Source organism: Bradyrhizobium sp. USDA 4452 (assembly GCF_054063575.1).
In genome coordinates this window covers 595,148-617,901 of the sequence record NZ_JBSSGK010000001.1, presented here as the reverse complement: position 1 = coordinate 617,901, position 22,754 = coordinate 595,148, and the positions used below count along the sequence as shown (strand labels likewise).

29 protein-coding genes and 1 pseudogene are annotated in these 22,754 nt (G+C 65.3%); 16 read left to right on the top strand and 14 right to left on the bottom strand.

Going from position 1 to position 22,754, the window contains the following annotated elements; all coding sequences use genetic code 11:
* Window positions 1–23 precede the first annotated feature (23 nt).
* Entirely contained in the window at window positions 24–269 is a 246-nt protein-coding gene (locus ACVISU_RS03185) for a PilZ domain-containing protein (RefSeq protein ID WP_050401397.1), read from the top strand.
* 90 nt (window positions 270–359) lie between these two features.
* On the opposite strand, the gene ACVISU_RS03180 is transcribed toward ACVISU_RS03185, so the two are convergent.
* A complete protein-coding gene (locus ACVISU_RS03180) occupies window positions 360–608 on the bottom strand; it encodes a hypothetical protein (RefSeq protein WP_021079659.1) in 249 nt (82 codons plus the stop codon).
* Window positions 609–757: 149 nt separating this feature from the next.
* Between ACVISU_RS03180 and ACVISU_RS03175 the strand changes: the two genes are divergently transcribed.
* Together ACVISU_RS03175 and ACVISU_RS03170 are read left to right on the top strand one after the other, a co-directional pair.
* Window positions 758–1,435: a nitroreductase gene (locus tag ACVISU_RS03175; protein ID WP_050401395.1), complete on the top strand. Its 678-nt coding sequence runs from the start codon at window positions 758–760 to the stop codon at window positions 1,433–1,435.
* Between the two features lie 243 nt (window positions 1,436–1,678).
* Window positions 1,679–2,842 (top strand): acyl-CoA dehydrogenase family protein, encoded by a 1,164-nt coding sequence (locus ACVISU_RS03170; RefSeq protein ID WP_456705982.1) that lies wholly within the window; start codon window positions 1,679–1,681, stop codon window positions 2,840–2,842.
* A gap of 147 nt (window positions 2,843–2,989) precedes the next feature.
* Here the strand turns inward: ACVISU_RS03170 and ACVISU_RS03165 are convergent, their stop codons facing one another.
* Together ACVISU_RS03165 and ACVISU_RS03160 are read right to left on the bottom strand one after the other, a co-directional pair.
* Window positions 2,990–5,071, bottom strand: coding sequence for a methyl-accepting chemotaxis protein (locus tag ACVISU_RS03165; protein WP_456705981.1), 2,082 nt, complete (start codon window positions 5,069–5,071; stop codon window positions 2,990–2,992).
* A gap of 250 nt (window positions 5,072–5,321) precedes the next feature.
* Entirely contained in the window at window positions 5,322–5,573 is a 252-nt protein-coding gene (locus tag ACVISU_RS03160) for a hypothetical protein (protein WP_050401392.1), read from the bottom strand.
* Between the two features lie 194 nt (window positions 5,574–5,767).
* Between ACVISU_RS03160 and ACVISU_RS03155 the strand changes: the two genes are divergently transcribed.
* Window positions 5,768–6,358 carry an NADPH-dependent FMN reductase gene (locus tag ACVISU_RS03155; RefSeq protein ID WP_050401391.1) on the top strand — a complete coding sequence of 197 codons (591 nt, stop codon included), beginning with the start codon at window positions 5,768–5,770 and terminating at the stop codon, window positions 6,356–6,358.
* 102 nt (window positions 6,359–6,460) lie between these two features.
* Here the strand turns inward: ACVISU_RS03155 and ACVISU_RS03150 are convergent, their stop codons facing one another.
* Entirely contained in the window at window positions 6,461–6,841 is a 381-nt protein-coding gene (locus ACVISU_RS03150; RefSeq protein WP_050401390.1) for a hypothetical protein, read from the bottom strand.
* Between the two features lie 176 nt (window positions 6,842–7,017).
* Between ACVISU_RS03150 and ACVISU_RS03145 the strand changes: the two genes are divergently transcribed.
* A complete protein-coding gene (locus ACVISU_RS03145; protein WP_244521864.1) occupies window positions 7,018–7,647 on the top strand; it encodes a L,D-transpeptidase in 630 nt (209 codons plus the stop codon).
* A gap of 79 nt (window positions 7,648–7,726) precedes the next feature.
* Here ACVISU_RS03145 and ACVISU_RS03140 read toward each other — a convergent pair whose 3' ends face one another.
* Window positions 7,727–8,806, bottom strand: a complete 1,080-nt coding sequence (locus ACVISU_RS03140; protein WP_456705980.1) for a hypothetical protein — start codon at window positions 8,804–8,806, stop codon at window positions 7,727–7,729.
* Between the two features lie 392 nt (window positions 8,807–9,198).
* Between ACVISU_RS03140 and ACVISU_RS03135 the strand changes: the two genes are divergently transcribed.
* Complete coding sequence (locus tag ACVISU_RS03135) at window positions 9,199–9,780, top strand: septal ring lytic transglycosylase RlpA family protein (RefSeq protein WP_456705979.1); 582 nt, start codon at window positions 9,199–9,201, stop codon at window positions 9,778–9,780.
* A gap of 376 nt (window positions 9,781–10,156) precedes the next feature.
* Entirely contained in the window at window positions 10,157–10,363 is a 207-nt protein-coding gene (locus ACVISU_RS03130; RefSeq protein WP_050401388.1) for a hypothetical protein, read from the top strand.
* Window positions 10,364–10,365: 2 nt separating this feature from the next.
* Here ACVISU_RS03130 and ACVISU_RS03125 read toward each other — a convergent pair whose 3' ends face one another.
* Window positions 10,366–11,094 (bottom strand): class I SAM-dependent methyltransferase, encoded by a 729-nt coding sequence (locus tag ACVISU_RS03125; RefSeq protein WP_050401387.1) that lies wholly within the window; start codon window positions 11,092–11,094, stop codon window positions 10,366–10,368.
* Between the two features lie 159 nt (window positions 11,095–11,253).
* On the opposite strand from ACVISU_RS03125, the gene ACVISU_RS03120 reads away from it, so the two are divergent.
* Window positions 11,254–11,439 carry a hypothetical protein gene (locus tag ACVISU_RS03120; RefSeq protein WP_128970955.1) on the top strand — a complete coding sequence of 62 codons (186 nt, stop codon included), beginning with the start codon at window positions 11,254–11,256 and terminating at the stop codon, window positions 11,437–11,439.
* A gap of 150 nt (window positions 11,440–11,589) precedes the next feature.
* Entirely contained in the window at window positions 11,590–12,039 is a 450-nt protein-coding gene (locus tag ACVISU_RS03115; RefSeq protein WP_456705978.1) for a DUF1993 family protein, read from the top strand.
* Window positions 12,040–12,226: 187 nt separating this feature from the next.
* On the opposite strand, the gene ACVISU_RS03110 is transcribed toward ACVISU_RS03115, so the two are convergent.
* The 7 genes from ACVISU_RS03110 to ACVISU_RS03080 form a co-directional block, all read right to left on the bottom strand.
* A complete protein-coding gene (locus ACVISU_RS03110; protein WP_050401458.1) occupies window positions 12,227–12,463 on the bottom strand; it encodes a hypothetical protein in 237 nt (78 codons plus the stop codon).
* A gap of 324 nt (window positions 12,464–12,787) precedes the next feature.
* On the bottom strand, window positions 12,788–12,961 hold the full coding sequence (locus tag ACVISU_RS03105) for a hypothetical protein (RefSeq protein WP_456705977.1): 174 nt from the start codon (window positions 12,959–12,961) through the stop codon (window positions 12,788–12,790).
* An 8-nt stretch (window positions 12,962–12,969) separates the two neighbouring features.
* Complete coding sequence (locus ACVISU_RS03100; protein WP_050401385.1) at window positions 12,970–13,200, bottom strand: DUF6894 family protein; 231 nt, start codon at window positions 13,198–13,200, stop codon at window positions 12,970–12,972.
* Window positions 13,201–13,339: 139 nt separating this feature from the next.
* Window positions 13,340–13,684 (bottom strand): tRNA-binding protein, encoded by a 345-nt coding sequence (locus ACVISU_RS03095; RefSeq protein WP_456705976.1) that lies wholly within the window; start codon window positions 13,682–13,684, stop codon window positions 13,340–13,342.
* Window positions 13,684–14,310, bottom strand: a complete 627-nt coding sequence (locus ACVISU_RS03090) for a LysE family translocator (RefSeq protein WP_456705975.1) — start codon at window positions 14,308–14,310, stop codon at window positions 13,684–13,686. The genes ACVISU_RS03095 and ACVISU_RS03090 overlap by 1 nt, the downstream gene beginning before the upstream one ends.
* Before the next feature lie 17 nt (window positions 14,311–14,327).
* Window positions 14,328–15,200 carry a pyridoxal kinase gene (gene pdxY, locus ACVISU_RS03085; RefSeq protein ID WP_456705974.1) on the bottom strand — a complete coding sequence of 291 codons (873 nt, stop codon included), beginning with the start codon at window positions 15,198–15,200 and terminating at the stop codon, window positions 14,328–14,330.
* Window positions 15,201–15,210: 10 nt separating this feature from the next.
* Entirely contained in the window at window positions 15,211–15,384 is a 174-nt protein-coding gene (locus ACVISU_RS03080) for a hypothetical protein (RefSeq protein WP_016840760.1), read from the bottom strand.
* 575 nt (window positions 15,385–15,959) lie between these two features.
* Between ACVISU_RS03080 and ACVISU_RS03075 the strand changes: the two genes are divergently transcribed.
* The 6 genes and pseudogenes from ACVISU_RS03075 (at window position 15,960) to ACVISU_RS03050 (ending at window position 19,856) form a co-directional block, all read left to right on the top strand.
* Entirely contained in the window at window positions 15,960–16,202 is a 243-nt protein-coding gene (locus tag ACVISU_RS03075; protein WP_456705973.1) for a hypothetical protein, read from the top strand.
* 85 nt (window positions 16,203–16,287) lie between these two features.
* Window positions 16,288–16,633 (top strand): annotated as a pseudogene (locus ACVISU_RS03070) (FMN-binding negative transcriptional regulator); the annotation flags it as partial.
* Window positions 16,634–16,793: 160 nt separating this feature from the next.
* Window positions 16,794–16,988, top strand: a complete 195-nt coding sequence (locus ACVISU_RS03065; RefSeq protein ID WP_456705972.1) for a hypothetical protein — start codon at window positions 16,794–16,796, stop codon at window positions 16,986–16,988.
* Window positions 16,989–17,262: 274 nt separating this feature from the next.
* Window positions 17,263–18,000 (top strand): ROK family protein, encoded by a 738-nt coding sequence (locus ACVISU_RS03060; RefSeq protein ID WP_456705971.1) that lies wholly within the window; start codon window positions 17,263–17,265, stop codon window positions 17,998–18,000.
* A gap of 130 nt (window positions 18,001–18,130) precedes the next feature.
* On the top strand, window positions 18,131–18,391 hold the full coding sequence (locus ACVISU_RS03055; RefSeq protein ID WP_050401378.1) for a PepSY domain-containing protein: 261 nt from the start codon (window positions 18,131–18,133) through the stop codon (window positions 18,389–18,391).
* Between the two features lie 181 nt (window positions 18,392–18,572).
* Window positions 18,573–19,856, top strand: coding sequence for a cystathionine gamma-synthase family protein (locus tag ACVISU_RS03050; RefSeq protein WP_456705970.1), 1,284 nt, complete (start codon window positions 18,573–18,575; stop codon window positions 19,854–19,856).
* A 40-nt stretch (window positions 19,857–19,896) separates the two neighbouring features.
* Here ACVISU_RS03050 and ACVISU_RS03045 read toward each other — a convergent pair whose 3' ends face one another.
* Window positions 19,897–20,892 (bottom strand): LLM class flavin-dependent oxidoreductase, encoded by a 996-nt coding sequence (locus ACVISU_RS03045; RefSeq protein WP_456705969.1) that lies wholly within the window; start codon window positions 20,890–20,892, stop codon window positions 19,897–19,899.
* 434 nt (window positions 20,893–21,326) lie between these two features.
* Here ACVISU_RS03045 and ACVISU_RS03040 point away from each other — a divergent pair, with 434 nt between their 5' ends.
* On the top strand, window positions 21,327–22,451 hold the full coding sequence (locus ACVISU_RS03040; RefSeq protein WP_456710744.1) for a metallophosphoesterase: 1,125 nt from the start codon (window positions 21,327–21,329) through the stop codon (window positions 22,449–22,451).
* The last annotated feature ends 303 nt before the right edge of the window (window positions 22,452–22,754 follow it).

Genomic DNA, 22,754 nt, shown 5'->3' with positions numbered 1-22,754 from the left:
ACGATTCCACCAGAGGCGGCCTGATGCATCCCCGACGATTTGCGCGTGTTCGTCCGACAGGATGCGTCTCCAGCGTGGTCAAGCTCCAGCTCGAACCGAAGGCGCCGCTGATCGAATGCCGGCTGGTGGATTATTCCGCCGGCGGGGCCTGCCTGGAGTTTTCGAAGCCCGTCCAGCTGCCTGAACGCTTCGAGATGTTTCACGGCAACACCCGCAAGCGCGTCCGGCGGGTCTGGAGCAAGGGCGTCCGGGTCGGCGTCTCGTTCTGAGGACACCGGTCAACAACGGCTCGGGCCGCGGCCTGCGCGACCCGATGATCTGTCCCGATTAAAGGGGGCTAAATAAGCGCCGGCGAGGGCTCAGGCGCCGCTCTGGCACTTCTTCATGAACGAGGTCTTGGCCGCACCGGCGAGCTTCTTGCCGTCGGAGCCGACTGCCTTGGTCTCGCAGGCGTCGGTCGTGCACTTCTTCATGAACGAGGTCTTGGCCGCGCCGGCCAGCGGCTTGCCGTCCTTGCCGACGGCCTTCGTCTCGCAGGAGGCGTCCTGAGCAAATGCCGAACCGGCGGCAAAGGTCGCGATCACGGCCGCCAAGAAAATCCGCTTCATCTGGGTTCTCCCTAAACCAAACCAGTGGACGGATTGGATATCGGATTCTTGGCTCGATCAAGTTCCCACGGCCGAATTTGTCTATAAAATGCCCGGATAACCGTGAGAAAATTCCGTGTGCAGCGCGGAACAAAATGGGGAAACGCGGAATGGAATTCGAGACGCTGGTACAGACACGCAAAAGCGTGCGCGGGTTCAAGAAGCAGCCGGTGTCCCGGGCGACCGTCGAAGAGATCATCGAGGTGGCCAAGCGCGCGCCGTCCTCGATGAACACCCAGCCCTGGCACGTCCATGTCCTGACCGGGGCGCCGCTGGAGGAAGTGCGGCGCCGCAACATGGAGGAGATGCTCGCCGGCGCCAAGGCGAAGCGCGACATCGTCAGCCACGGCGAATACCAGGGCGTGCACCGCGGCCGCCAGGTCGACATCGCCAAGAAGCTGTTCGGGGCGATGGGGATCGCCCGCGACGACAAGCCGATGCGGCAGGACTGGGTGCTGCGCGGCTTCCGCCAGTTCGACGCCCCGGTCTCGCTGGTCCTGACCTACGACCGGATCCTCGATCCCGGCGCGGTCTGCCACTTCGACCTCGGCGCGCTCTGCTACGGCATCGTGCTGGCGGCGTGGGATCGCGGCCTCGGCAGCGTGATCAACGGCCAGGGCATCATGCGCTCCGACATCGTGCGCGAGGTCGCCAACATCCCGGAAGACCAGGTGATCATGACCTGCGTCGCGATGGGCTATCCCGACGACAGCTTTGCCGCCAACGCGGTGCGGTCGGACCGCGAGGCCAACAGCGACTTCGTCCGCTATGTCGGCTTTGCCGAGTAGGGCACGCCCGAACTCGATCGCCTGCTTGCTGCCAAGAACGCCGCGCTGCGTGATCGCTCGGTCGACGCGGCCGCGCGTGCGAGCTCAATTGCGCACGTGCTGACCGCGCCGCGGGATATTGAATTTCGCTTGATGAAACCCCTCGCGCGACAGTGAGTGAACGCGCGCATTTCCGCTATTCGTGCCGATAAAAAATGCGCTACTGGTTTTGTGAAGCGAAACAGCACATGCGAGGAATCCCAGATGAGCGACGATGAACAGACAGCCATGATCCGCGAGACTGTCGCGAGATTCGTCGATCGCGAACTGATCCCGCTGGAGCCGCAATATCTGAAATCGAAACTGCCCGGCAGCGATCATCCCGAGCTCACCGCAGAGCAGCGCAAGCGGCTGCGCGATGTCTCCAAGGAGCTCGGCCTCTGGGGCCTCGATGCACCCGAGGACCTCGGCGGCCACGATTTGCCGACGCGCACGATGGCCGCGGTGCACGAAGAGCTCGGCCGCAGCTGCGTGCCGTTTGTGCTGCCGCCGGATTCGCCGAACCTGCGCATGCTGCAGGCGGTCGGCACCGACGCGCAGAAGAAGAAATATCTGCAACCCTATATCGAGGGCCGGATGGCGTCGGCGATCGCGATCTCCGAGCCCGGCGCCGGCGGCGATCCCGCGGGTATGAAGACGCGCGCGGTGCTCGAAGGCGAACAGTGGGTGCTGAACGGCCGCAAGATCTGGATCAGCAATGCGCGCGCCGCCGACTTCATCATCGTGATGGCGCGCGTGGGCAGCGACCAGCGCCAGGGCGGCATCACCTCCTTCATCGTCGAGAAGGGCACGCCGGGCTTCATCATCGAGCGCGAGATTCCGATGGTCGGCGGCGGCTCGACCTACGAGATCGTGTTCGAGGACTGCCGCATCCCGAAGGACTCGGTGCTGGGCGAGGTCGGCAAGGGTTATGCGCCGATGCAGCTGCGGCTGCGCACGCGGCGGCTCGAGATGGGGTCGACCTGCGTCGGCATCACCAAGCGCGCACTCGACATGATGTGCGAGCACGCCAAGCAGCGCGAGACCTTCGGCGTCAAGCTCGCCGAGCGCCAGGCGATCCAGTGGTGGATCGCCGACATTTCCACGCGCATGCACGCCTGCCGGCTGATGGTGCGCGAGGCCGCGGACAAGACCGATCGCGGCGAGGACATCCGCCACGAGGCCTCGATGATCAAGGTGTTCGCAACCGAGATGGCCTATGACGCCTGCGACCACGCCATGCAGACGCTCGGCGCGCTCGGCGTGACGCTGGAGTTGCCGCTGAACGCGCTCTGGCAGAAGGCCCGCCTGATGCGGGTGTATGAAGGCCCGAGCGAGGTCCATCGCCAGGCGATCGCCCGCCGCGTGCTCGGCCTGCGGGGCGGTTAGAGAGCCGCGAGGTTCTTAACATTATTGCGAGGAGCGACAGCGACGAAGCAATCCACGCCTCCATGTGCGGCATGATGGATTGCTTCGCTGCGCTCGCAATGACGCGGACAAAGCCGTGGCCGTTCCGCGAGCGGCGCGGCCCCGCGACTACGCCGCCCGCACGTCCGACAGGAAGCGGTTGACCTGACCGGCGAGGTCCTTGGACTGCGTCGATAGCTGCTCGGCGGCGCCCAGCACCTGGGTTGCCGCCGCGCCGGTGTCGTCGGCGGCGCGCTGCACGCCGGAGATGTTGGAGTTGACCTCCTGGGTGCCGCGCGCGGCTTCCTGGACGCTGCGCGAGATCTCCTTGGTCGCCGAGCCCTGCTCCTCGATCGCGGCGGCAATCGCAGTGCCGATCTGGTCGATCTCGGTGATGACGTCGACGACGCTGCGGATCGCGGTCACGGTCTCGTCGCTCGCGGTCTGGATCGCGGTGATCTGCTCGGAGATTTCCGTGGTCGCCTTCGCGGTCTGGCCGGCCAGCGACTTCACCTCCGAGGCGACGACGGCAAAACCGCGGCCGGCCTCGCCGGCGCGGGCCGCCTCGATGGTGGCGTTGAGCGCGAGCAGGTTGGTCTGCGCCGCGATGCTCTGGATCAGCGTCACGACATCGCCGATCTTCTGGGCGCCCTCGGCCAGCGAGCGCGCGGTGTCGCCGGTGCGCCGGGCATGATCGACGGCGCGCGCGGCGATCTCGGTCGAGGTCGCGACCTGGCGGGCGATCTCCGAGATCGAGGAGGTCAGCTCCTCGGTCGCGCTCGCCACCGTCTGCACGTTGGTCGAGGTCTGATCCGACGCCGCGGCGACGACCGCGGCCTGGCGGTTGGTGGCGGCCGCGGTGGCCGACATCGATTGCGCGGTGTCCTCCATCACCGATGAGGCCGCGGACAGTCCGCCGACCAGTTCGGTGACCTTGGCTTCGAACGCGCGGGTCAGATCGTCGAGCACGCGGGCGCGGCGCATCTTGACGTCGCTCTCGGCTTCCTTCTCGCTCGCGAGGCGATCGGCTTCGATCCTGTTGTCCCTGAACACCTGCACGGCGGCGGCCATCGCCCCGATCTCGTCGTTGCGTGCGGCGCCCGGGATCGCCTCGGCGACATCGCCCGCGGCAAGGCGCGACATCCGGCCGGTGAGGGCTGCGATCGGGCTCAGGATGCGGCGGCGGACCACGACGATGAGGCCGGCGCTGACGGCAATGACCGCGAGCAGCCCGATCAGCGCGACCACGAAGCTGAGGCGCGCCGACGAATAGGCGCTCGCAAGGCCTTGCTCGGCATTCTCGTAGAACGCGTCGCGCACCGTAATGATGGCAGCGAGGCCGACCTGGGACTCCGGATAGTAGGCTTCGAGATCCTGCTCGTACTTTCCGGTCACGGCGCCTTCCTTGGCGAACTTCAGCGCCTTGCCGAACCTCTCGACATAGTCGGCCTGCATCTTGCCGAGCGCGGTCATGACGTTCGCCGGCGTCGCCGGATTGTTGCGCAGCTCCAGCAACGTCGAGAGGATCTGCTCGGTGCGGCCGGTCGAGCGATAGAGCTCCATCTTCTCCTGATCGGTCGCGACGCGCTTGGCGCCGACCAGCGCCTTGTGCAGGCTGGCGTTGAGGCCGCCGATGTCGCGCAGCGTCCAGGCGACGTTGGCGTAGCTGGCCTGGCGATAGGCATTGCCGTCGAGGCCGGCGAGGCGGCGCACCTGCTCGTCGAGCAGCGCGGTGACCCCGGCATTGAACACGGAATTGTCGGCGACGATCTTGCTGGCCGCCGCGCGGCGCGCATCGGCCGGTCCGGCGATCGCAGCCGCAATGGCGTCGCGCAGTCCGCCAAACTTCGCCTTCAGCGAGTCGATCTCGCGCGCGACGGCCTCGCCGTCGTCGAGCGATCCCGGCAGGGTGGCGCGCACCTGGTTGACCTTGGCCAGCGCGCCGTCGGTCAGCTGGCGCTGACGGTCGAGTTCTGCGACCTGCTTCGGATCGATCGTGGCCCCGCCAAGCAGCAGGTTGGTAGCGTAGCCGCGCTCGGGGTTCATGTAGCGCGGGATGTCGCCGACGGCGCGGACGATCTCGAGCCGGCTCTGCGCGGTCGAGACCTTGTCCATGGTCTGGTACTTGGTCACCGCGACATAGGCCGCAAGGCCGCCGCCGACCGCGGACAACGAGACGATCGCGGCCGTCAGGAGAGTACCGATTTTCATGAGATGCGCGCCATTTCTTGACGGAAGAGGAGAGGCCTCAACCGTACCGGGTGCGCATTAAGCTTGGGTTTATGATACGGGAGCCGTGGGTGGCGCGGCCCCCCGATTGTCGTCTCTGCCAAAGCAGAGACCCATAACCACACAGGGGGCGTGTTGTTGGAGAGCGCTGTGCCCCCCGCGTCGTGCGATCATCACCTTCGGTGGTTATAGGGTCCTTGCTTTCGCAGGACGACACCGGACGGCGCGACGGTCAATGCTCGTCGTCGTCCGCTCTCTTGGTCGTGGCGCGGTGTTGGGTTGAGCCATTGGAGCCCGCTTCCCCGCAGGGAAGCTGGTTCCAGGTGCCGTCAGGGGCCTGCTGGTAGGCCTGGCAGCCGCTCGGGGTGGCGGTGGCGGACTTCTCGTCGGCCTTCTGCCGCTCGGCACCCTTGCCGAGCGCCGGTGTGGCAATGGCGGCGATGGCCGCGAGCGAACCTGCAAAAACCAGCCTTGCGATCGGCATGTCGGGGTCTCCTTTCTCGAAGCGACGACATATCCAGAAAACAAATCTGGCGATTTTTGGCCATCGCGGCGAGCCTGCGACCAATTGCTTAACGCCGGGAAAATACCCCGCGTATGGCGGTTAACGTCTGCGGCGCCGGGTCAGCGCGCCAAGGTCGCGGGACGGCAGTCGCAGCGCCGTGGTAGGATCGCGCCATGACCCACCGCATTCTCGTTTTCTACGGCTCCTATCGTTCGGATCGCATGGGCATCCGCCTGGCGCATTTCGTCGTCGACGGCTTTCGCGCGCGCGGCGACGATGTCGAATTGATCGACGCCAAGGAGGTCGGCCTGCCGATGCTCGACCGGATGTACAAGGAACATCCGAAGGGCCAGGCGCCGGCCGCGCTTGAGACGCTCGCCGGAAAGATCCGCGACGCCGACGGCTTCCTGTTCGTCACAGGCGAATACAATTGGGGCATTCAGCCCGGCCTGAAGAACCTGACCGATCATTTCCTCGAGGAATGGTTCTGGCGTCCGGCGGCGATCGCAAGCTATTCGGCGGGGCGGTTCGCCGGTGCGCGGGCTGCGACCGCCTGGCACGGCACGCTGTCGGAGATGGGCATGGTGGTGGTGTCGAGCACGATCAGCGCGGGGCCGATCGCGCAAACTCTCTCGGCCGAAGGCAAGCCGATCGGCGAGGGCGGCAAGTCGCTCGAGCGCGCCTTCCCACGCTTTGCCGACGACTTCACCTGGTGGATCGAAGCCGCCAAGGCGCAGCGGGCGCGCAAGGCGCCACCATACTGAGCGCAGGTCTTGTTGCTGAGCGCAGGTCTTGGTCGGGCTGACGATCTCGCTCCGATCGGGCTCGCCGCATTGCGTGCGGGACAGCTTCGCGCGAAAGCGCTTCTACTCCTTGCTCCTGATGTAGCCCGCGAGCCGCGCCTTCTGGTCGCTGCACCAGGTCGTCATGCCGATGCGGCGCTGGTCGAGGTCGGTGGTCTGGGTCGCGATCGCGACTTCGGTCATCAGGTCGTCGGCCTGCTTCTCGCCCATTTTGCCGCCGGTGTGCATGTAGGCGATCGCCTTGCGCACCTGTTCGGTGGTGCCGTCGGGCAGGTGCATGTCCTGTGCGCGCTGCACGAGGTCCTGATAGACCAGATCGGTGCCGGGGCACTCGACCTTGGCGGCAAAGGCCTGCAGCACCATCGTGACATAGGCCGCTCGCGGGTCGGCATGGGCCGGGTTAGCCGCGACGATCAGGCCGCCGATCAGCAGGGCGTAACGCATCGAATTCCTCCCGGTGTTTTAGCCATTTTGTGGCAAGGCTAGCGTCCGCGGCAACCGACTGCAACCGTAAGGACACACTTGCCGAAGGAACCGATCAAACAGCCGTGTTCCAGTTCGAGCTGCCACGATTTCAGCACGATTTCGGCAGCAAGTGCCACAAGTTGACGCAGGGGAGAATGATCGTGTCGAAGTTGGGGCTTGCTGCGGTGCTGGTGGGTTCGCTTGCGCTTGGCGGCTGCATGCAGGCGACGCTGTCGCCGGTGACGGATGCCGCGATGACGCCGCGCGATCGGCAATTGCTGGCGCATCCGCCTTATGCGGAGGCCAAAATTCCGGATCAGTTCCAGCGCCACATTGTCGATTACACGCGCAAGGAGCAGCCGGGCTCGATCCTGGTCGATACCGACGCGCGCTACCTCTATTACGTGTTGCCCGGCGGCAAGGCGATCCGCTACGGCGTCGCCGTCGGCGAGGAGGCGATGGCGTTCTCCGGCGTGGCCACGGTCGGCCGTCTGGCGGAGTGGCCCGATTGGGTCCCGACCCAGGATATTCAGGAGCGGCTGGGGCCGTATCCGAAGCGTGTCGCCGGTGGACCGGCCAATCCGCTCGGTGCCCGCGGCATCTACCTCTACCAGGGAAACAAGGACACGCTGTACCGCATCCACGGCACCAACCAGCCCGAATATATCGGGCAGGCGATCTCGTCGGGCTGCATCCGCATGAACAACGCGGACGTGATCGACCTCTACCAGCACGTCAAGCCGGGCGCGACCGTGGTCGTGCTGCCGCCGGGACAGAGCGCGTAATTCGCCTATAGAGATGCAGGGGCGCCGATCGCGTGTCATCGCGATCGGCGCCCCTCTTCTTTCACCCGTCAGCTGGTCGTCAGCGCAGCGGCATCGGCGGTCGAACCACGGGGCCGTCATCATCGGCATCGACAACAGAGGACTGCTGCGGCTGAACCGGCCGCGGTGCTACCGTCTGCGGCGCGGCCGCGACTGGCGCCGGCAGCGGGGCCGCTGATGATGCAGCCGGCGGCGGCGGGATGTAGGCCTGTGCCGGCGGGTACGACCGGCGCACCGGCGGTGGAGCGGCAGCCGCCCGTGGCGCCGCAGGCGGCGGTGCGATCGCGGCGCGCGGGCGCGGCGCAACCGGCCGCGGTTCGACGGCCCTCGTCTCGGTGGTCCGTGCGACCCGCTGCGTCAACTGATCCTGGCTCGCCTTCAGCTGATCGATGCTGGTCTTGAGCTGCTCGATCTGCTGTCCCATCGACGCGAGATCGCGCGCCATCGACTGCAGCAATTGCGTTTGGTCAGGTGCGGTTGCGGCTGCTGCGGCCGGGGCGGCAGCTGCAACCGGCGCCGCTGCGGCAGCGGGTGCAGCAGCAGGAGCGGGCGCGGCTGTGGCGACGTCCTGCGGCGGAGCCGCCGGAGCAGCCTCAGCCGGCTGATCCGCGGCAGCCGCCTGCACGGGCGGGCTCGCCTGATCGGCAGCGGGAGTAGCCTTGCCCGGCAGCAGCGACGTCAGCGCCTCGACCTGCGGCACGTACTCCGCCACCACCTGCTTGACGCGATGCCCGTAGTGTTGCCACGCCGCGGTGCCCATGGCGCCGACGATCGCGAACATGAACCAGAAGGCGCGGATCGCCCATTTGCTGGTCGGACGCGGCGCGCGCTCCAGCCTGATGTCGTCCAGCCTGCCGTCATGGCTCGCAGTGCTGTATTCCGGCGTGGCCGGCGGCGCCGACACTGGTATCGGCGTCACCGGTGGCACCGAGGCGATCGTGGCGGCGGGCGCGACCTGTGGCGCGGCAGAGGGCGCGAGGCTCGGGCCGAACCATGGCTCGCGCGGCCCTGCCTTGCCGGCAGGTGCCGGCGCAGTGCCGCTGTCCGGGCGTGCCGGTGCGAAGCTAGGTTCGATCGCGAAAATGTCGTGCGGATCTGCGTCTTTCAGTGTCGATTGCATGGCGGTCCCCGTTTCAGTCCAAGGTCAACCGCAAATGGGCGGCCGGCAATTTGAGCTCTGTATTGACCCTCTGGTCCACCCCTGGCCCTGTCCCCACGACTCCAGTCCGGTTTGACCAAAGCAAGGCGAGAGGGTGGAGAGGTTGGGGAGTTTCGGGAACAAAACCGGGAGCCGAGGGAGCGGGCGCCGACCGGCGCGCCCGGGGATGCTCGGGGGATCGCATTGCCGGGTGAATCTCCACGGTTGTGTGGCGCATCTACCACACCCGGGGGGGAATCGGGCTGTCTGTGGTACGTCTGGCCGCGCTCCGCCTCCGTTCCGCCCCGATTGGATTCGGCGATGCGGGTGTTGGATTTTCGGCTTGGGCTGGGGGCGCAAGTTGGGGGTGCAACATGTCACGCGACGATGCAGTCATCTCGTACGTCGGCGTCAACCGCAGCGCGCGCGGCGCTGCGCCTCCGATCCTGTTTTCGCATGCCCCAAGGCCGTTGCGGCTGTTCGCCGTCGTGATCGGCGCTGCGTCACTTGCTGCCTGTGCGCAGTCCTCGGTCGTCAGCCAGCGTTCGCAGGCGCTCGCGAGCCGGTCGGCATCGGCCGAGCCGGTCCGGGCTGCGTCATCGGCGCCGCGCACACATGTCGCAACCGCGCGCAAGCACACGCCTTACGCCGCACGCAAAAGCGGCAGCACCAGCATTGCATCGCAGGGCGTCGCGAGCTTCTACAGCGACGAGCAGGAGACCGCGAGCGGCGAGAAATTCAACGCGCACGAACTGACCGCCGCGCATCCGACACTGCCGTTCGGCACCAAGCTGCGCGTCACCGACGTCAAGACCGGTCGCTCGGTCACGGTGCGTGTCAATGACCGCGGGCCTTACGTTCCCGGGCGCATCGTCGATGTCTCGTATTCTGCCGCACAGTCGCTCGGCATGATCGGCAAGGGCGTCGCGAATGTCAGGCTCGACGTGGTGCAGTGAGCCGCGCCGCAAGCCGGGTTCGGGAATTTTGCCGGGTGGATCGGGAAAAAGTCCCGGCTCTGCGCGCGCTTTAATCCTGTTGTCCGAACGCTAGCCGCAAATAGAATTGTCGCCGCTACTTCCTCGCGCTCGCCTTTTCAAGGCGCGTGGATTTCTACCCAATGAACTTCTGCCCCGCCTTGGCGTCCCACCGAGGCGGGTTTTTTCTTTGCGCGCCGAGTGCGCCAAGCACGCGCTCGATATGCCGACCTTGATGGGTAAGTTGAGCTAGCCGCGACCGTACGTTGCGCTGCGTGCTATCCGGCGCCTGTGCTTCCATCAAATTGTCATGCTGCCGGCGAATTGCGGCCCAACGCCGCTGCCAACACACCGCCGAATGGATGACGTCGGCGAGGGACAAGCGTTGGCCTACAAGATGATCGCAGAACGCGAGAACGAAACGGTCAGGATCGAGCGGGAGAGCACCTTCATCATCATCGCCAAGGCCAAGGTCTGGGCGAGCGAGGGATGGCAGGTGGTGATCACCGACAAGGACGGAAAATCATATCCGCCGGAGGAATTCGACAAGCTGCTCGCGGCATAGTGCTAGCGCTGCGCCGACACCAGCAGCATCATCGGTCGCTCCAGTTCGTCGGCGAGTTCCGGCATCGCCTTGATCTGCTCCCGCGTCGGGGAGAATTCCTCGACATGGCGAAGCGTGAAGCCGGCGCCAATCAGCGCGTTGAGCGTGGTGCCGATGGTGCGATGATATTTCAGCACGCCGTTGACGTACCAATCCGTCCGGCGTTCGCCCTCGATGAAGTAGCGGTTGACCGGCCAGGTCTTGCGGCCGTTCTGGTCCAGTCCCCAGTCGGGATGGGCGGCTGCCATGTAGATCGGATGCTCGATGGTGAAGACCAGATGTCCCTCCGGGACCAGCGTGCGATAGAGCATGCGCGCCAGCCGATCGAAGTCCCTGATGTAATGGAAGGTGAGCGCGCTGTAGGCGAGATCGAAGGTGGCCTTCGGCAGCTCCAGCGTCTCGAGGTCGGCGATTTCGTAAGTGACGGCCGGATCCTGCGTCATCGCCGTGGCGCGCGCGATCATGTTCTGCGACAGGTCGACGCCGAGCACGCCCGAGGCGCCTTGCTCGCGCATCCAGCGCGACACCCAGCCGAAGCCGCAGCCGAGATCGACCACGCGCTTGCCTGAAATGTCGGGCAGCATGGCGCGGATCGCGGGCCATTCGGGCGCCCCGCGCAGCCCGCGAACCTGCCGCGGTAGCTGGCTGTAGCCGGCGAAGAAGGTGGGATCGTCATAGATGTTCTGGGCCATGGCTCAGCCAAGTCAGGGCAGCGACGGAATTCGTCTCTCTGTAACCGCCGCCGCGGCACGTGGGAACCGCTGATTGTGCAGTGCCCGGCTGAGCGGCTGGAACCAGACACGGCTTTCGGCGGTTTTTGATCTCAGCAGTCGACAGCCGAGGAGAGCGCCATGATAGCCGAGATGCAGATCCACACCATCGCGCGGCAGATGCTGCTGAAGCACGGCCCCGAGGCGATCGCCCAGGCCGCGCAGAACGCGGTGGCCTGCGAGCGCAAGGGTGAGACCGAAGACGCCCGCGACTGGCGTCATATCGAGGACGCGCTGAAGATGATGCGCGGGCCGCACCAGAGCTGACGGCGGAAGCCGCAACACCTGATCGGGTGATCCGGCGCGGCGCGCTGGACTCATCGACTTGCGAATTCCCTGTTCTGCTTGCCTTCTCGGGAAATTCCGGGAACTCTGTTCCCGCAAGCAGCAGACAAATTCTGTTAGGGGGAATTCGCCATGACCTTTTCACTCTACGACGCGACCGTTGCCAACTATCTGCAGATCCTCGGCGCCGTCTCGGGCTTTCTCGACAAGAGCCTTGCGCACTTCAAGGACAACGGCATCGATCCGGCCGAGATCGTCGAGACCCGGTTGTTTCCGGACATGTTGCCGTTCCGCTTCCAGGTGGTCTCGCTCGCCCATCACTCCCGCGGCGCGATGGAAGCCGCCAGGAACGGCGTGTTTGTCCCGCCGTCCGGCAAGCCCGATTTGGACTTCGCCGCGCTGCAGGCGCTGGTGAAGGATGCGCACAGCGAATTGTCGGCGCTGACGCGGGACGCCGTGAATGTGCTGGTCGGGCGCGAAGTGACGTTCAGGGTCGGCGACCGGTCGATGCCGTTCACGGCCGAGGGATTCCTGATGTCGTTCTCGCTGCCGAACTTCTTCTTCCACTCGACCACCGCCTAAGACATCCTCCGCCACAAGGGCGCGCCGCTCGGCAAACGTGACTTCATTGGCCGGTTGAACATGAAGAAGTGATCGGCCGCGCGCCGCCGACTGGTCTTGTTGAGGCGGCGACCTCAGCCGCTATGCGCAGCAAGGCCAGAACCGCGCGCCGACCGGCGCGGTCAACAGACTCCGAAGCCTGCCGGTGCTAGCCGGCCCTGCGCCACCGCGGCACAGGATCGAGCGGCGTCCGGTAGAGCTCGCGCCGGTCGATGTCGGTGACGCGCACGGCGCAGCCGCGCGCCTTCAACTCCGGCTTGACCTGCGACAGCTCGTTGGCGAGCTGATCGGCGCGATCGGAAGCGAGGTTGATGTTTTCGAGGATGATCGTTCCTTGATTGCGGAACTCGTCCCCCACCACGAGATCGAAGGTGTAGTACGGCATTCCGAAGTTCTCCGTTTCGGTTTGCATCACAGGGTAACACTGAGTCGTGCATTCCCTAAGATGCATCGCGCACAATCGTCGAGCGATCGGCGCAAAAACGATGTGCAGCGTATCAGGCACGATGAACGATGAAGCTGCGCTGCACGGCGAAGGAGTTCTGCCACCCAGCTCACCGCCATGCCGTTAAGATTTGATTAAAACTGTCGTCGCAAGCTTGGGAGCAAGTGGAATTGCGGCGGAACCGGACTCCGGGAACCGGCAGTCGCAGGAGAAGGCCGGTGGCGTAACGCCCATCGGCCTTTTCTCGTCGCTCAAGCCCTTGGACTAGTCGCGCAGCATCGCCTGACGCCTGGCGCGGCATTTCGGACCCGGCCCGCGCATGTAGTACAGTTCGGGGCGATAGGGGTTGACGACACCCTCGATCAGCGCGACGCAGCGCGCAACGAGACGGGCGACGCGCAGCCGCAAGGGCTGCAGGGCGAGTTCCATCGGATTCATGGCACGCCTCAGTGCAATTCGCCGAGGATGGCGGTGAACGGCAGCTCGAAGATCTCGGTACCGATATCGTCGGTGACGTGGACCGCCCAGTTGCGCCAGTCTTCCACACTCGGTGTCATGACAAAGCTGCGCGCCAGCTGCTCCGCGTGCACCCGCACCTCCGAAAAATCCATCGCGGCGCCGATACGATCCATGATGACGTGCTTGTCGTCGGAGCAGTGAAAGTAAACTGCAGACATCTTCCGATTCCCATGCCGAAGCGATTCTCGTGTGCTGGCATAGCAGCGCGCGCGGGCAGTTAGAATCCGGGTGATCCCCCATCGGTAAACTACGGGGAATCCAGAGGATTTGAATCACGCGGCCGTGATCGGGGCGAAGTCAGTAGATCGGCTCGCCGACTGCCACCTCGCTCCGCGGGCCGAGCACGATCACCTGGCCGCCGGCGCTCTTCGCGCCCAGGATCAGCAGTTCAGAGGTGAAGCCGGCGATGTTCTTCGGCCCGAGATTGCAGACGCACACCACCAGCGAGCCGACGAGCGCCGCCGGCTCATAATTCGTGATCTGCGCGCTCGACCACATGATCCGCCCGGCGCCGACATCGACGCCGACCTTGTAGGAGGGATTGCGGGCGCGTGGAAACGGCTGCACCTTGAGCACCTTGCCGATCCTGATGTCGAGGCGGGCGAAGTCGTCGTAACTGGCTTGTGGCTTAAGCGGCGACATCAGCGCTCCTGAAACGCGAGGCGGATGCCGAGCGCGATGTAGATGGTGCCGATCACGCGGCCCTGCCACTGGCCTATGCGGCGATGCTGCCGGATCCACGGGCTGATCTGGCCGGCGGCGAGCGCGAGCAGCGAGGTGTAGGCCGCGCTCATCGCGACGAAGATCAGGCCGAGGGTCGCGAACTGCGCCACGGCCGAGCCGTGGCCGGGATGCACGAACTGCGGCAGGAAGGCGAGGAAGAACAGCGCGGTCTTCGGGTTGAGCATTTCCGCCCAGATCGCCTGCCGGAACGCACGCCGCGGATCGACCGGCTGTGCCGTCGGCAGATGCAGGTCGTGGTTTTTCTCGAACAAGGCGCGCACGCCGAGCACGATCAGGTAGATCACGCCGGCATATTTGACGATCGAGAACGCCAGCGCCGAGGTCATCAGCACGGCCGACAGACCGAACGTCGCCATCGCGGTGTGGACGAGGTCTCCGAGCGCGATGCCGAACCCGGTCGCGACGCCGACGCGTGGTCCGCCGGTGATCGATCGCGCGAGCACAAGCAGCACGGCCGGCCCAGGGATCAGGAACAGGCCGAGCACGACAGCGGCGTAGGTGAGGAGGGTGGTGATGTCGATCATGAGTAATGTCCCGGATGTCAGGATGCGGGGATGGCGACCGCCGCGAAGCGCGGCTTCGGATCAAGCATCACATTGGCGCTCTCGACAATGCGCATTTCCTCGGTCCCGTGCTCCGCGGTGCGCACCAGCACGCCGTGGATGCCGGAGGCGGCGTGGCTGAGCGCCTCCGGCGTCGCCAGGCCACGCGCGCGGCCGGCGATGAACAGCGCGGCGAACAGGTCGCCGGTGCCGGACGGGCTGATCGGCACGCGCGGGGTACGCACGCGCCAGGCGCAAATCTTGCCCGATTGGGTGCGCTCGATCGCCAGCGTCTCGATTTCGCCGTCGGGCGTGCCGGCAAGCTCGGCGCTGGTGATGACGATGGTCGCAGGGCCCCGCGCCGTCAGCACGCTCGCTTGCGCGATGACGTCATCGATCGTCGCCACGCGTGCGCCGCAGAGGAATTCGAACTCGAAATGGTTGGGCGTGATGATGTCGGCCAGTGGACAAAGCTGGTCGCGCACCAGCGGCGGGATATCGGCTCGCACGAACATGCCGCGGTCGCGGTCGCCGAGCACGGGATCGCAGCAATAGAGCAGGGTGGGGTTCTCCGCTTTCGCGCGGGCGGCGAAGTCGGCGACCTCGATCGCGATGTCGGCCGAGCCGAGATAGCCCGACAGGATTATGCGGGCGCTTTCGACCGCGCCGCGCTCCTCGATGCCGCGCAAGAGGTCGGCGACCAGCTGGACGTCGAGCACGCGGCCGCGGATCGTCGGATAGCCCGGCCGGTTGCTGAGCAGCGTGGTCGGCACCGCGACGACGTCAATGCCGTGCAGCTGGATCGGAAAGGCGGCCGCGCTGTTGCCGACATGGCCCCAGGCGACCTGTGACTGGATCGAGATGACGGTCATCTTGTTCGCATCACCCGAACAGCGCCGCGTAGATCACGTAGAGCCAGCCCAGGATACCGTGGATGATCGCCCACAGGATCGAATGGTTCTTGGTGTAGGAGATCGCGATCGCCAGCGCCGAGCCGAACCCCACGCCGTATTTCGCACCTTCGACGCGCACGCCATAATATCGATTGCCGTTCATGGTGGTCCTTCCAGCGAGAGGGCGCGATTGGCGGCAGCGTAACCCGCCAGTCGCCGCGAGTTCAACGGCGGATCGGTATCGCGGCAATGACGGCCATGGAGTTGGAGCGCGGATCTATCTCCATTCGTCGTCCCGGCGAAGGCCGGAACCCATACGCCGCAGCCGGCGTTGCGAACGGGACTCGTCGTTCCCATGTCGCGCAACAAGTTGCACGAGGCTGCGCCAACAGACCTCGCCTCACCGGGACAGGCACCGTGATCATAGCTCTTCGTTACGTCGGAAGCGACATCTCCACGAAGCACCTCGATATCCTTGATGAGGCTGATGGCGTGCCGAGGCGATTGCCAACGCGCCGGTCTTCGCCGGGACGACAGCGGAGTTGCGGCCGCTCGAACCTTAGGTCCCGGCGCTCACGCTCCGATCAATCGAATGTGTCGAACGGAGCCGCAGAACGCGCAAACTCGCTGTGTAGGCGCGGAATAATCGGGGCGCATCGCGCGTCATGGCTTTAGCGAAAACGCTTCAGCAGGCCGGCGAGAAGGTCCGATCCTGTTGAATCCGGCAGGAGACGCTCGATGACCACGATCAAACACGTCGCGGCGGGTTTGCTCGCTCTCGGCATGCTGACGACATCCGCCATGGCGCGAGAAGTCCCGGCTGGCCCATCTGCGCTGGCAAAAGGACATGCCGCGGCCGCCGGCCGCTGGGGCGGCGGGACGCCGCGCATGGCCGTGCCGCGCTACGGCGAGTTCGAAACGTTGCCCCGGGACCAGCCCGGCGGCGTCTGCGATCACGGCGACAATGCCATGATCTGTTGAGCCGGACGGTGCATGGCGGTGATCTCCGGCAAAAGTTGCGCTGGCTTCGCTGGGCCGTCTCCCTCCAGCCGCGAGCGCCGCCGCCATGCACATCCTCCGTCCCCAGTTTCGCATCGAGGACGACCGCGCGCTGGCCTTTGCCGCAGCGTGCGGCTTCGGCGCCATCGTCGCCGCCGATGCGCGCGGCCCGCGGGCGTCGCATGTGCCGTTCGTGATCGCGCGGCGCGAGGATCGCGTGACCGGGCAGACTCATCTCACCGCGAAGAACCCGCTGGTCGAACTCGCCGACGGCACAAGGCGTTTCCTGCTGATCGTCTCCGGCGATGATGCCTACATCTCGAACGACTGGTACGTCTCGCCTGAAGCGACCATGGGACCTCACGCAGATGAAGCCCGGCAAGCGCGAGGCGATGCTCGCCGGGATCCGGGTATGACAGGCTCCGCGTAACCCGCCATCTTTGTTGCGTGGACGGCGGATTACGCCTTCGGCTGGTCGCCCTACAAAGTAGACCGGCACCGAAATCGCACACGTGTTGTTAAGATTTGCTTCGCGCTGATTTGTCCGATTCCGATTCGTTCTTTGCGAACAAAATGGAGTCGGATGAAGAACGGTTAGGGGGCGTCTTGCAGGAAGCGCGCGACCTCATTGTTGAATCGATCCGCCTGCTCGACATTGAGAATGTGAACGCCGGGCAGCAGAAACGCCTTGTTAAGGATCGCTTCGTGCTGATTTTTCGATTCCGATTCGTTCCCCGCGAACAAACTGGAGTCGGATGGGGAACGTGATTGTGATGCGAGTCGTCACTTGATCGCTGAGGCAATCGAAGGCAATGCACTCGAAATGCGCGGAGATATTCCGTGCCGGGAGCAATTTTCCCATCCCGGTACAACATCGGCTCCTCAGATGCTGCGGATGCATACGTCCTATTAATGCTTGAGCCGCACCGATTTTATCGATTCCGATTCGTTCTTCGCGAACAAATTGGAGTCAGATGCAGAACGGGTGGTGGCGTACGATGCGTTTCTCTGCTCCACTCGGTGCGCAAGAGAAAGTGCATTGATGGCCAAGAAGACAGGCAGGAAGACCAACAAGAAAAGGGCAAGGCCCGCGTCGCGGCGGACGGTGCTGGCGATCGACATCGGCGGCACGCATGTGAAGGTCATGACCGACAAGGAGCGCATCAAGCGCGAATTTGAGTCGGGTCCAGCATTGTCCGCCACCGAGATGGTGCGGCAGGTCAAGGCGCTGACCAGGGACTGGTCCTATGATGTGATCTCGATCGGCTATCCCGGACCGGTGGTTCACGACCGACCGCTGACGGAGCCGCACAATCTCGGCCGCGGCTGGGCCGGCTTCGATTTTCACGGCGCGTTCGGCCGGCCGGTCAAGGTCGTCAACGACGCGATGATGCAGGCGATCGGCAGCTATCAGGGCGGACGGATGCTGTTTCTCGGCCTCGGCACGGGGCTTGGCTCGGCGATGATCGTGGAGGGCGTGTGCGAGCCGATGGAGCTTGGGCATTTGCCCTATCGCAAGGACGGGACGTTCGAGGACTATGTCGGCGCTGCCGGCCTCGAGCGGCGCGGCCGGAAGAAATGGCGCAAAAGTGTCGACGACGTCATCGCGCGGCTGTCGGCGGCGCTGGAGCCCGATTACATCGTGCTCGGCGGCGGCAATGCCGACAAGGTCGACAACCCGCCGCCCAAGGTGAGGTTCGGCGACAACGCCAATGCATTCGAGGGTGGATTCCGGATGTGGAAGAAGAGCGCGCGCAAGCCGCGCGGCGTGCATCGATGAAACTGGAACTGCCACCGAATTGCCGCAACTGCCGAAGTTTCACGCCGTTCCGTCGTTGCTGTTCCTGGAACTGATCGGGTGCGCTGCTCGTTTGATGCGACATGACATCCCGTTCCATGAGGAGTGACTGATGCGAAGCTTGATTATTCCCGCAATTGCGGCCTTGGCGATCGGCGCAGCGACGCCGGCGATGGCCTATGATTCCGGCAGCCAGATCTCGATGGAGGCCGCCCTCGACGTTGCGACAAGTATCGGCGTCGTGACGGTGTCCAACACCCAGTTCCTCGGCGACGAGTGGGAGGTCGAGGGCCGTGACAGGCTCGGCCGTTGGATGCAGGTCGATGTCGATGCGCGTACCGGCGAGGTGCGCAACGTGGATCGCAGCTGGTAGCCGCATATTCACTGCAGCGGGAAATCCGCAACGGCCGGCGGTGCAAGGCGCTCGCCGGCCGTTCGTTATCCAGAACTGTCTGATGCCGTGCTTTGGCTTGATGGCATGAAGCTGGGGTATGCTGGTCGCATCATTCCGGGAATCGCCGCCAGCGCGGCGGCCCGTGACCAGGAGACCGGCCATGACAAAACCGTTTCCATCCAGAACCCACATCGGCAACCATCTGCTGCATCCGGAAACCCAGATGCTCAACTACGGCTACGATCCGCAGCTGTCGGAGGGCGCCGTCAAGCCGCCGGTGTTCCTGACCTCGACCTTCGTGTTCCGCACCGCCGAGGACGGCAAGGATTTCTTCGATTTCGTCGCGGGCCGGCGCGAGCCTCCGGAAGGCATGGGAGCCGGGCTGGTCTATTCGCGCTTCAATCATCCGAACAGCGAGATCGTCGAGGACAGGCTTGCGATCTATGAGCGCACCGAGAGTTGCGCGCTGTTCTCATCCGGCATGTCGGCGATCTCGACCACGGTGCTGGCCTTCGCGCGGCCCGGCGACGTGATCCTGCATTCGCAGCCGCTCTATGGCGGCACGGAGACGCTGTTCACCAGGACGCTGGCGGGGTTCTCGATTCAAGCCGTGGGCTTTGCCGACGGCCTCGACGAGCGCGTCGTCCGCGCCGCCGCCGACGAGGCGATGAAGAAGGGCCGCGTCGCGATGATCTTCATCGAGACGCCGGCCAATCCGACCAACGGCCAGGTCGATATCGCGCTTGTCAGGCGCGTCGCCGACGCGATCGGCAAGGCGCAGGGCTTCACACCGATCATCGCCTGCGACAACACCCTGCTCGGGCCGGTGTTTCAGCGGCCGATCGAGCACGGCGCCGACCTCTCGCTGTACTCGCTGACCAAATATGTCGGCGGCCATTCCGACCTGATCGCGGGCGCAGCGCTCGGCTCGAAGAAGCTGATGAAGGACGTCAAGGCGCTGCGCGGGGCGATCGGCACCCAGCTCGATCCGCATTCCTGCTGGATGATCAGCCGCTCGCTGGAAACGCTCAGCCTGCGCATGGAAAAGGCCGACCGCAATGCGCGCATCGTCGCCGACTATCTGCGCGACCATCCCAAGGTGGCGCAGGTGCATTATCTCGGCCATCACGATCCGGCGTCGCCGGCGGGGCGAGTGTTCGCGAGCCAGAGCAGCGGCGCCGGCTCGACTTTCTCGTTCGACATCGTCGGCGGGCAACAGGCGGCGGAGAAATTCCTCAACAGCTTCCAGATATTCAAGCTCGCGGTGAGCCTCGGCGGCACCGAGTCGCTCGCGAGCCTGCCGGCGACGATGACGCATTCCGGCGTGCCCGCCGATATCAGGAAGAAGATCGGCGTGCTCGACACGACGATCCGGCTCTCGATCGGAATCGAACATCCCTCCGATCTGATCGCCGACATCGCGCAGGCATTGAGCAAGGTGTGAGCGTGTAGGATGGGTAGCGCTTCGCTCCCCCATCCTGCCGCTACGTCTGCGGCTTGATCCCGCCGGCCTCGGCGATCAGCTCGAACGAGCGCAGCCGCTTCTGATGATCGTAGACGTCGGACACGATCATCAATTCGTCGGCGCCGGTCTCCGCGACCAGCGCGTCGATGCCGGCGCGCACGGTCTGGGGCGAGCCGATGATGGAACGCTCCAGCATCCGCATCGCCTGGACCTTCTCCGCGGGCGACCAGTAGGTCTCGATGTCGTCGATCGGCGGCTGGCTCAGGCCGCGGGCGCCGCGGAAGATGTTGGTGAACGACATCTGCTGCGTGGTGGCAAGCCGCCGCGCTTCCGCATCGGTGTCGGCGGCGATGATGTTGACGCCGACCATCGTGTACGGTTGCTGGAGCTGCTCCGACGGCTTGAAGCGCGCGCGATAGATCTGCAGCGCCTGGAGCAGCAGCTCGGGGGCAAAGTGCGAGGCGAAGGCGTAGGGCAGGCCGAGCTCGCCGGCCAGCATCGCGCCGAAATTGCTCGATCCCAAGATCCACAGCGGCACGTCGGTGCCCGCGGCCGGCACCGCCTGGATGCGCTGGTTCGGACCTGCGGCGGCGAGGAAGGCCTGCACCTCGAGCACGTCCTGCGGAAAATTCTCGGCAGATTCGGGCGTGCGGCGCAGCGCGCGCAAGGTGAGCTGATCGGTGCCCGGCGCGCGGCCGAGCCCGAGGTCGATGCGGTCCGGAAACAGCCGCGCCAGCGTGCCGAACTGTTCGGCGATCACGTAAGGCGCGTGGTTCGGCAGCATGATGCCGCCGGCGCCGACCCGGATGGTCTTGGTGCCGGCCGCGATGTGCCCGATCACGACCGACGTCGCGGCGCTCGCGATGCCGGCCATGTTGTGATGCTCCGCCACCCAGATCCGGCGATAGCCGAGCGCCTCGGCGTGAACTGCGACATCGCGCGCATTGTACAGCGCGCCGCGCGCGTCGGTCTCTTCGGTGACGCGGACGAGATCGAGGATGGAAAGGGCGGCCACGGGAGCTCCGGAACGTTGGGGACGGCGCCGGTGGGATTTGGCTATGTCCAGGCGGGGGCGAAACGGCGGGGCGCAGCCGGTTCATGCAGATGCATATGGATATGGTCGCCATCCCGGTCAATCCGCCCGTGCCCGTCCCAAAATATCGAAAACAACCCCATGCACAGTAGCAATGGCGAGGGGCGGCCCGAAGAAACGACTTGACGCGTCGGGCAACTCAGCGGTAAATTTCCATTATTCCGAAATGGTGCAGGCGCCCGCCGCCATGCCACGTCAGCCTTGCCCCACAGCAAGGCCACGCTCACCGGCGCTTTAGCGCCGTGCAACCTGGCGAAAATGTTACTAATGACGACCGCTACCACCCGCGGCCGATCCACCCTACTTTCGCGGAGCGCCGCCCGCACAGTCCCGCCGATCCGATCCGGAGCAAACCAATTCCCCAACTCATCTTCGGCCTGACCAGCCTCTTGATCCTGGCCCGCTTCATCTGGCCGCTCGACTGGCCGCTCGCGGCAAAGCTCGTCGCCGCGGTGCTGGTGCTGGTCGCCTTGCAGTTTCACCGTTGGAACAGGCTGTCGTCGGGATCGGTATTTTCGCCGGAGTTTCCGCGCCCGGTGGTCGCGCTGTTCAACTGGGCGTTCGGCGCGGTCGTGCTGCTCGCGCTGCTGCAACTGGCGCTCGATGCTGGCCTGCTGGTCGCAGCGCTGATCCACGGCGGCTTTGTCGGCGCGCCCGACAGTGTCCGCTACGCACTTGCCGGCGTGGCGGGCGTCGCCGCCGCGATCGGCGTCCATCAGGCGATGCGCATTCCGCCGCTGAAGGATGTCGAAGTCGCCATCGGCGGGCTTCCGCGCCAGTTCGACGGCTACACCATCGTGCAACTGACCGACCTGCACATCAGCCGGCTGTTTCCCGCGCCATGGGCGCGCACCATGGTCGCGCGCGCGAACAAGCTCGGCGCCGACCTGATCGCGATCACCGGCGACCTGATCGACGGCAGCATCGATGCGCGTCGGGACGACATCGCGCCGTTGCGCGACCTGATGGCCGCCGACGGCGTCTACGTGATCTCGGGCAATCACGAATACATCTTCGGCTATGACGGCTGGATGGCGCATTACGAAGCGCTCGGCCTGCGCTCGCTCGAGAACCGGCACATCGTTCTCGAACGCGGCGAGGGCCGCCTGGTGATCGCAGGGATGACCGACCGCGCCTCGCGCCACCGCGGCCATTCGATCCGCGACCTTGCCGCGGTGCTCGACGGCGCGCCTGCGGGCGCGCCTGTCATCCTGCTCGACCACCAGCCGAGCGACGCCCGCAACGCCGCTCGGCTCGGCGTTGCCCTGCAACTCTCCGGACACACCCATGGCGGATTGATTTGGGGGATCGATCGTCTCGCCGCACCCGCCAATGCCGGCTTCGTCTCGGGCCGCTACGACGTCGACGGCATGACGCTCTACGTCAACAACGGCACCGCGCTGTGGCCGGGTTTTGCCTTGCGGCTCGGCCGGCCGTCGGAATTGACCCGGATCACGCTGCGGGGGGCGGGCGATATCTAGAACGAGATGAAGTTGGCCTGAAACGATTTGACCGCGGGTTCGATTCTCTCTCCCCATTGGGGAGAGGTCGATTTGCGCAGCAAATCGGGTGAGGGGCCGCAGCTCCAACGAGAGACCGCAACCCCTCACCCGGCGCTGCGCCAAAGCCGAAGCTTCGCTTCGCCGCGGCTCCAGCCCAACCTGATCTCACGCGATGATGCGAGCGTATCGTCGCCACAAAAATACCCTAGCGATGAACGCCTCACAGGGATCGCGCATGCTTAAGACATTGGTCATCTCTTTGCTCTCATTTTCACGACCTCA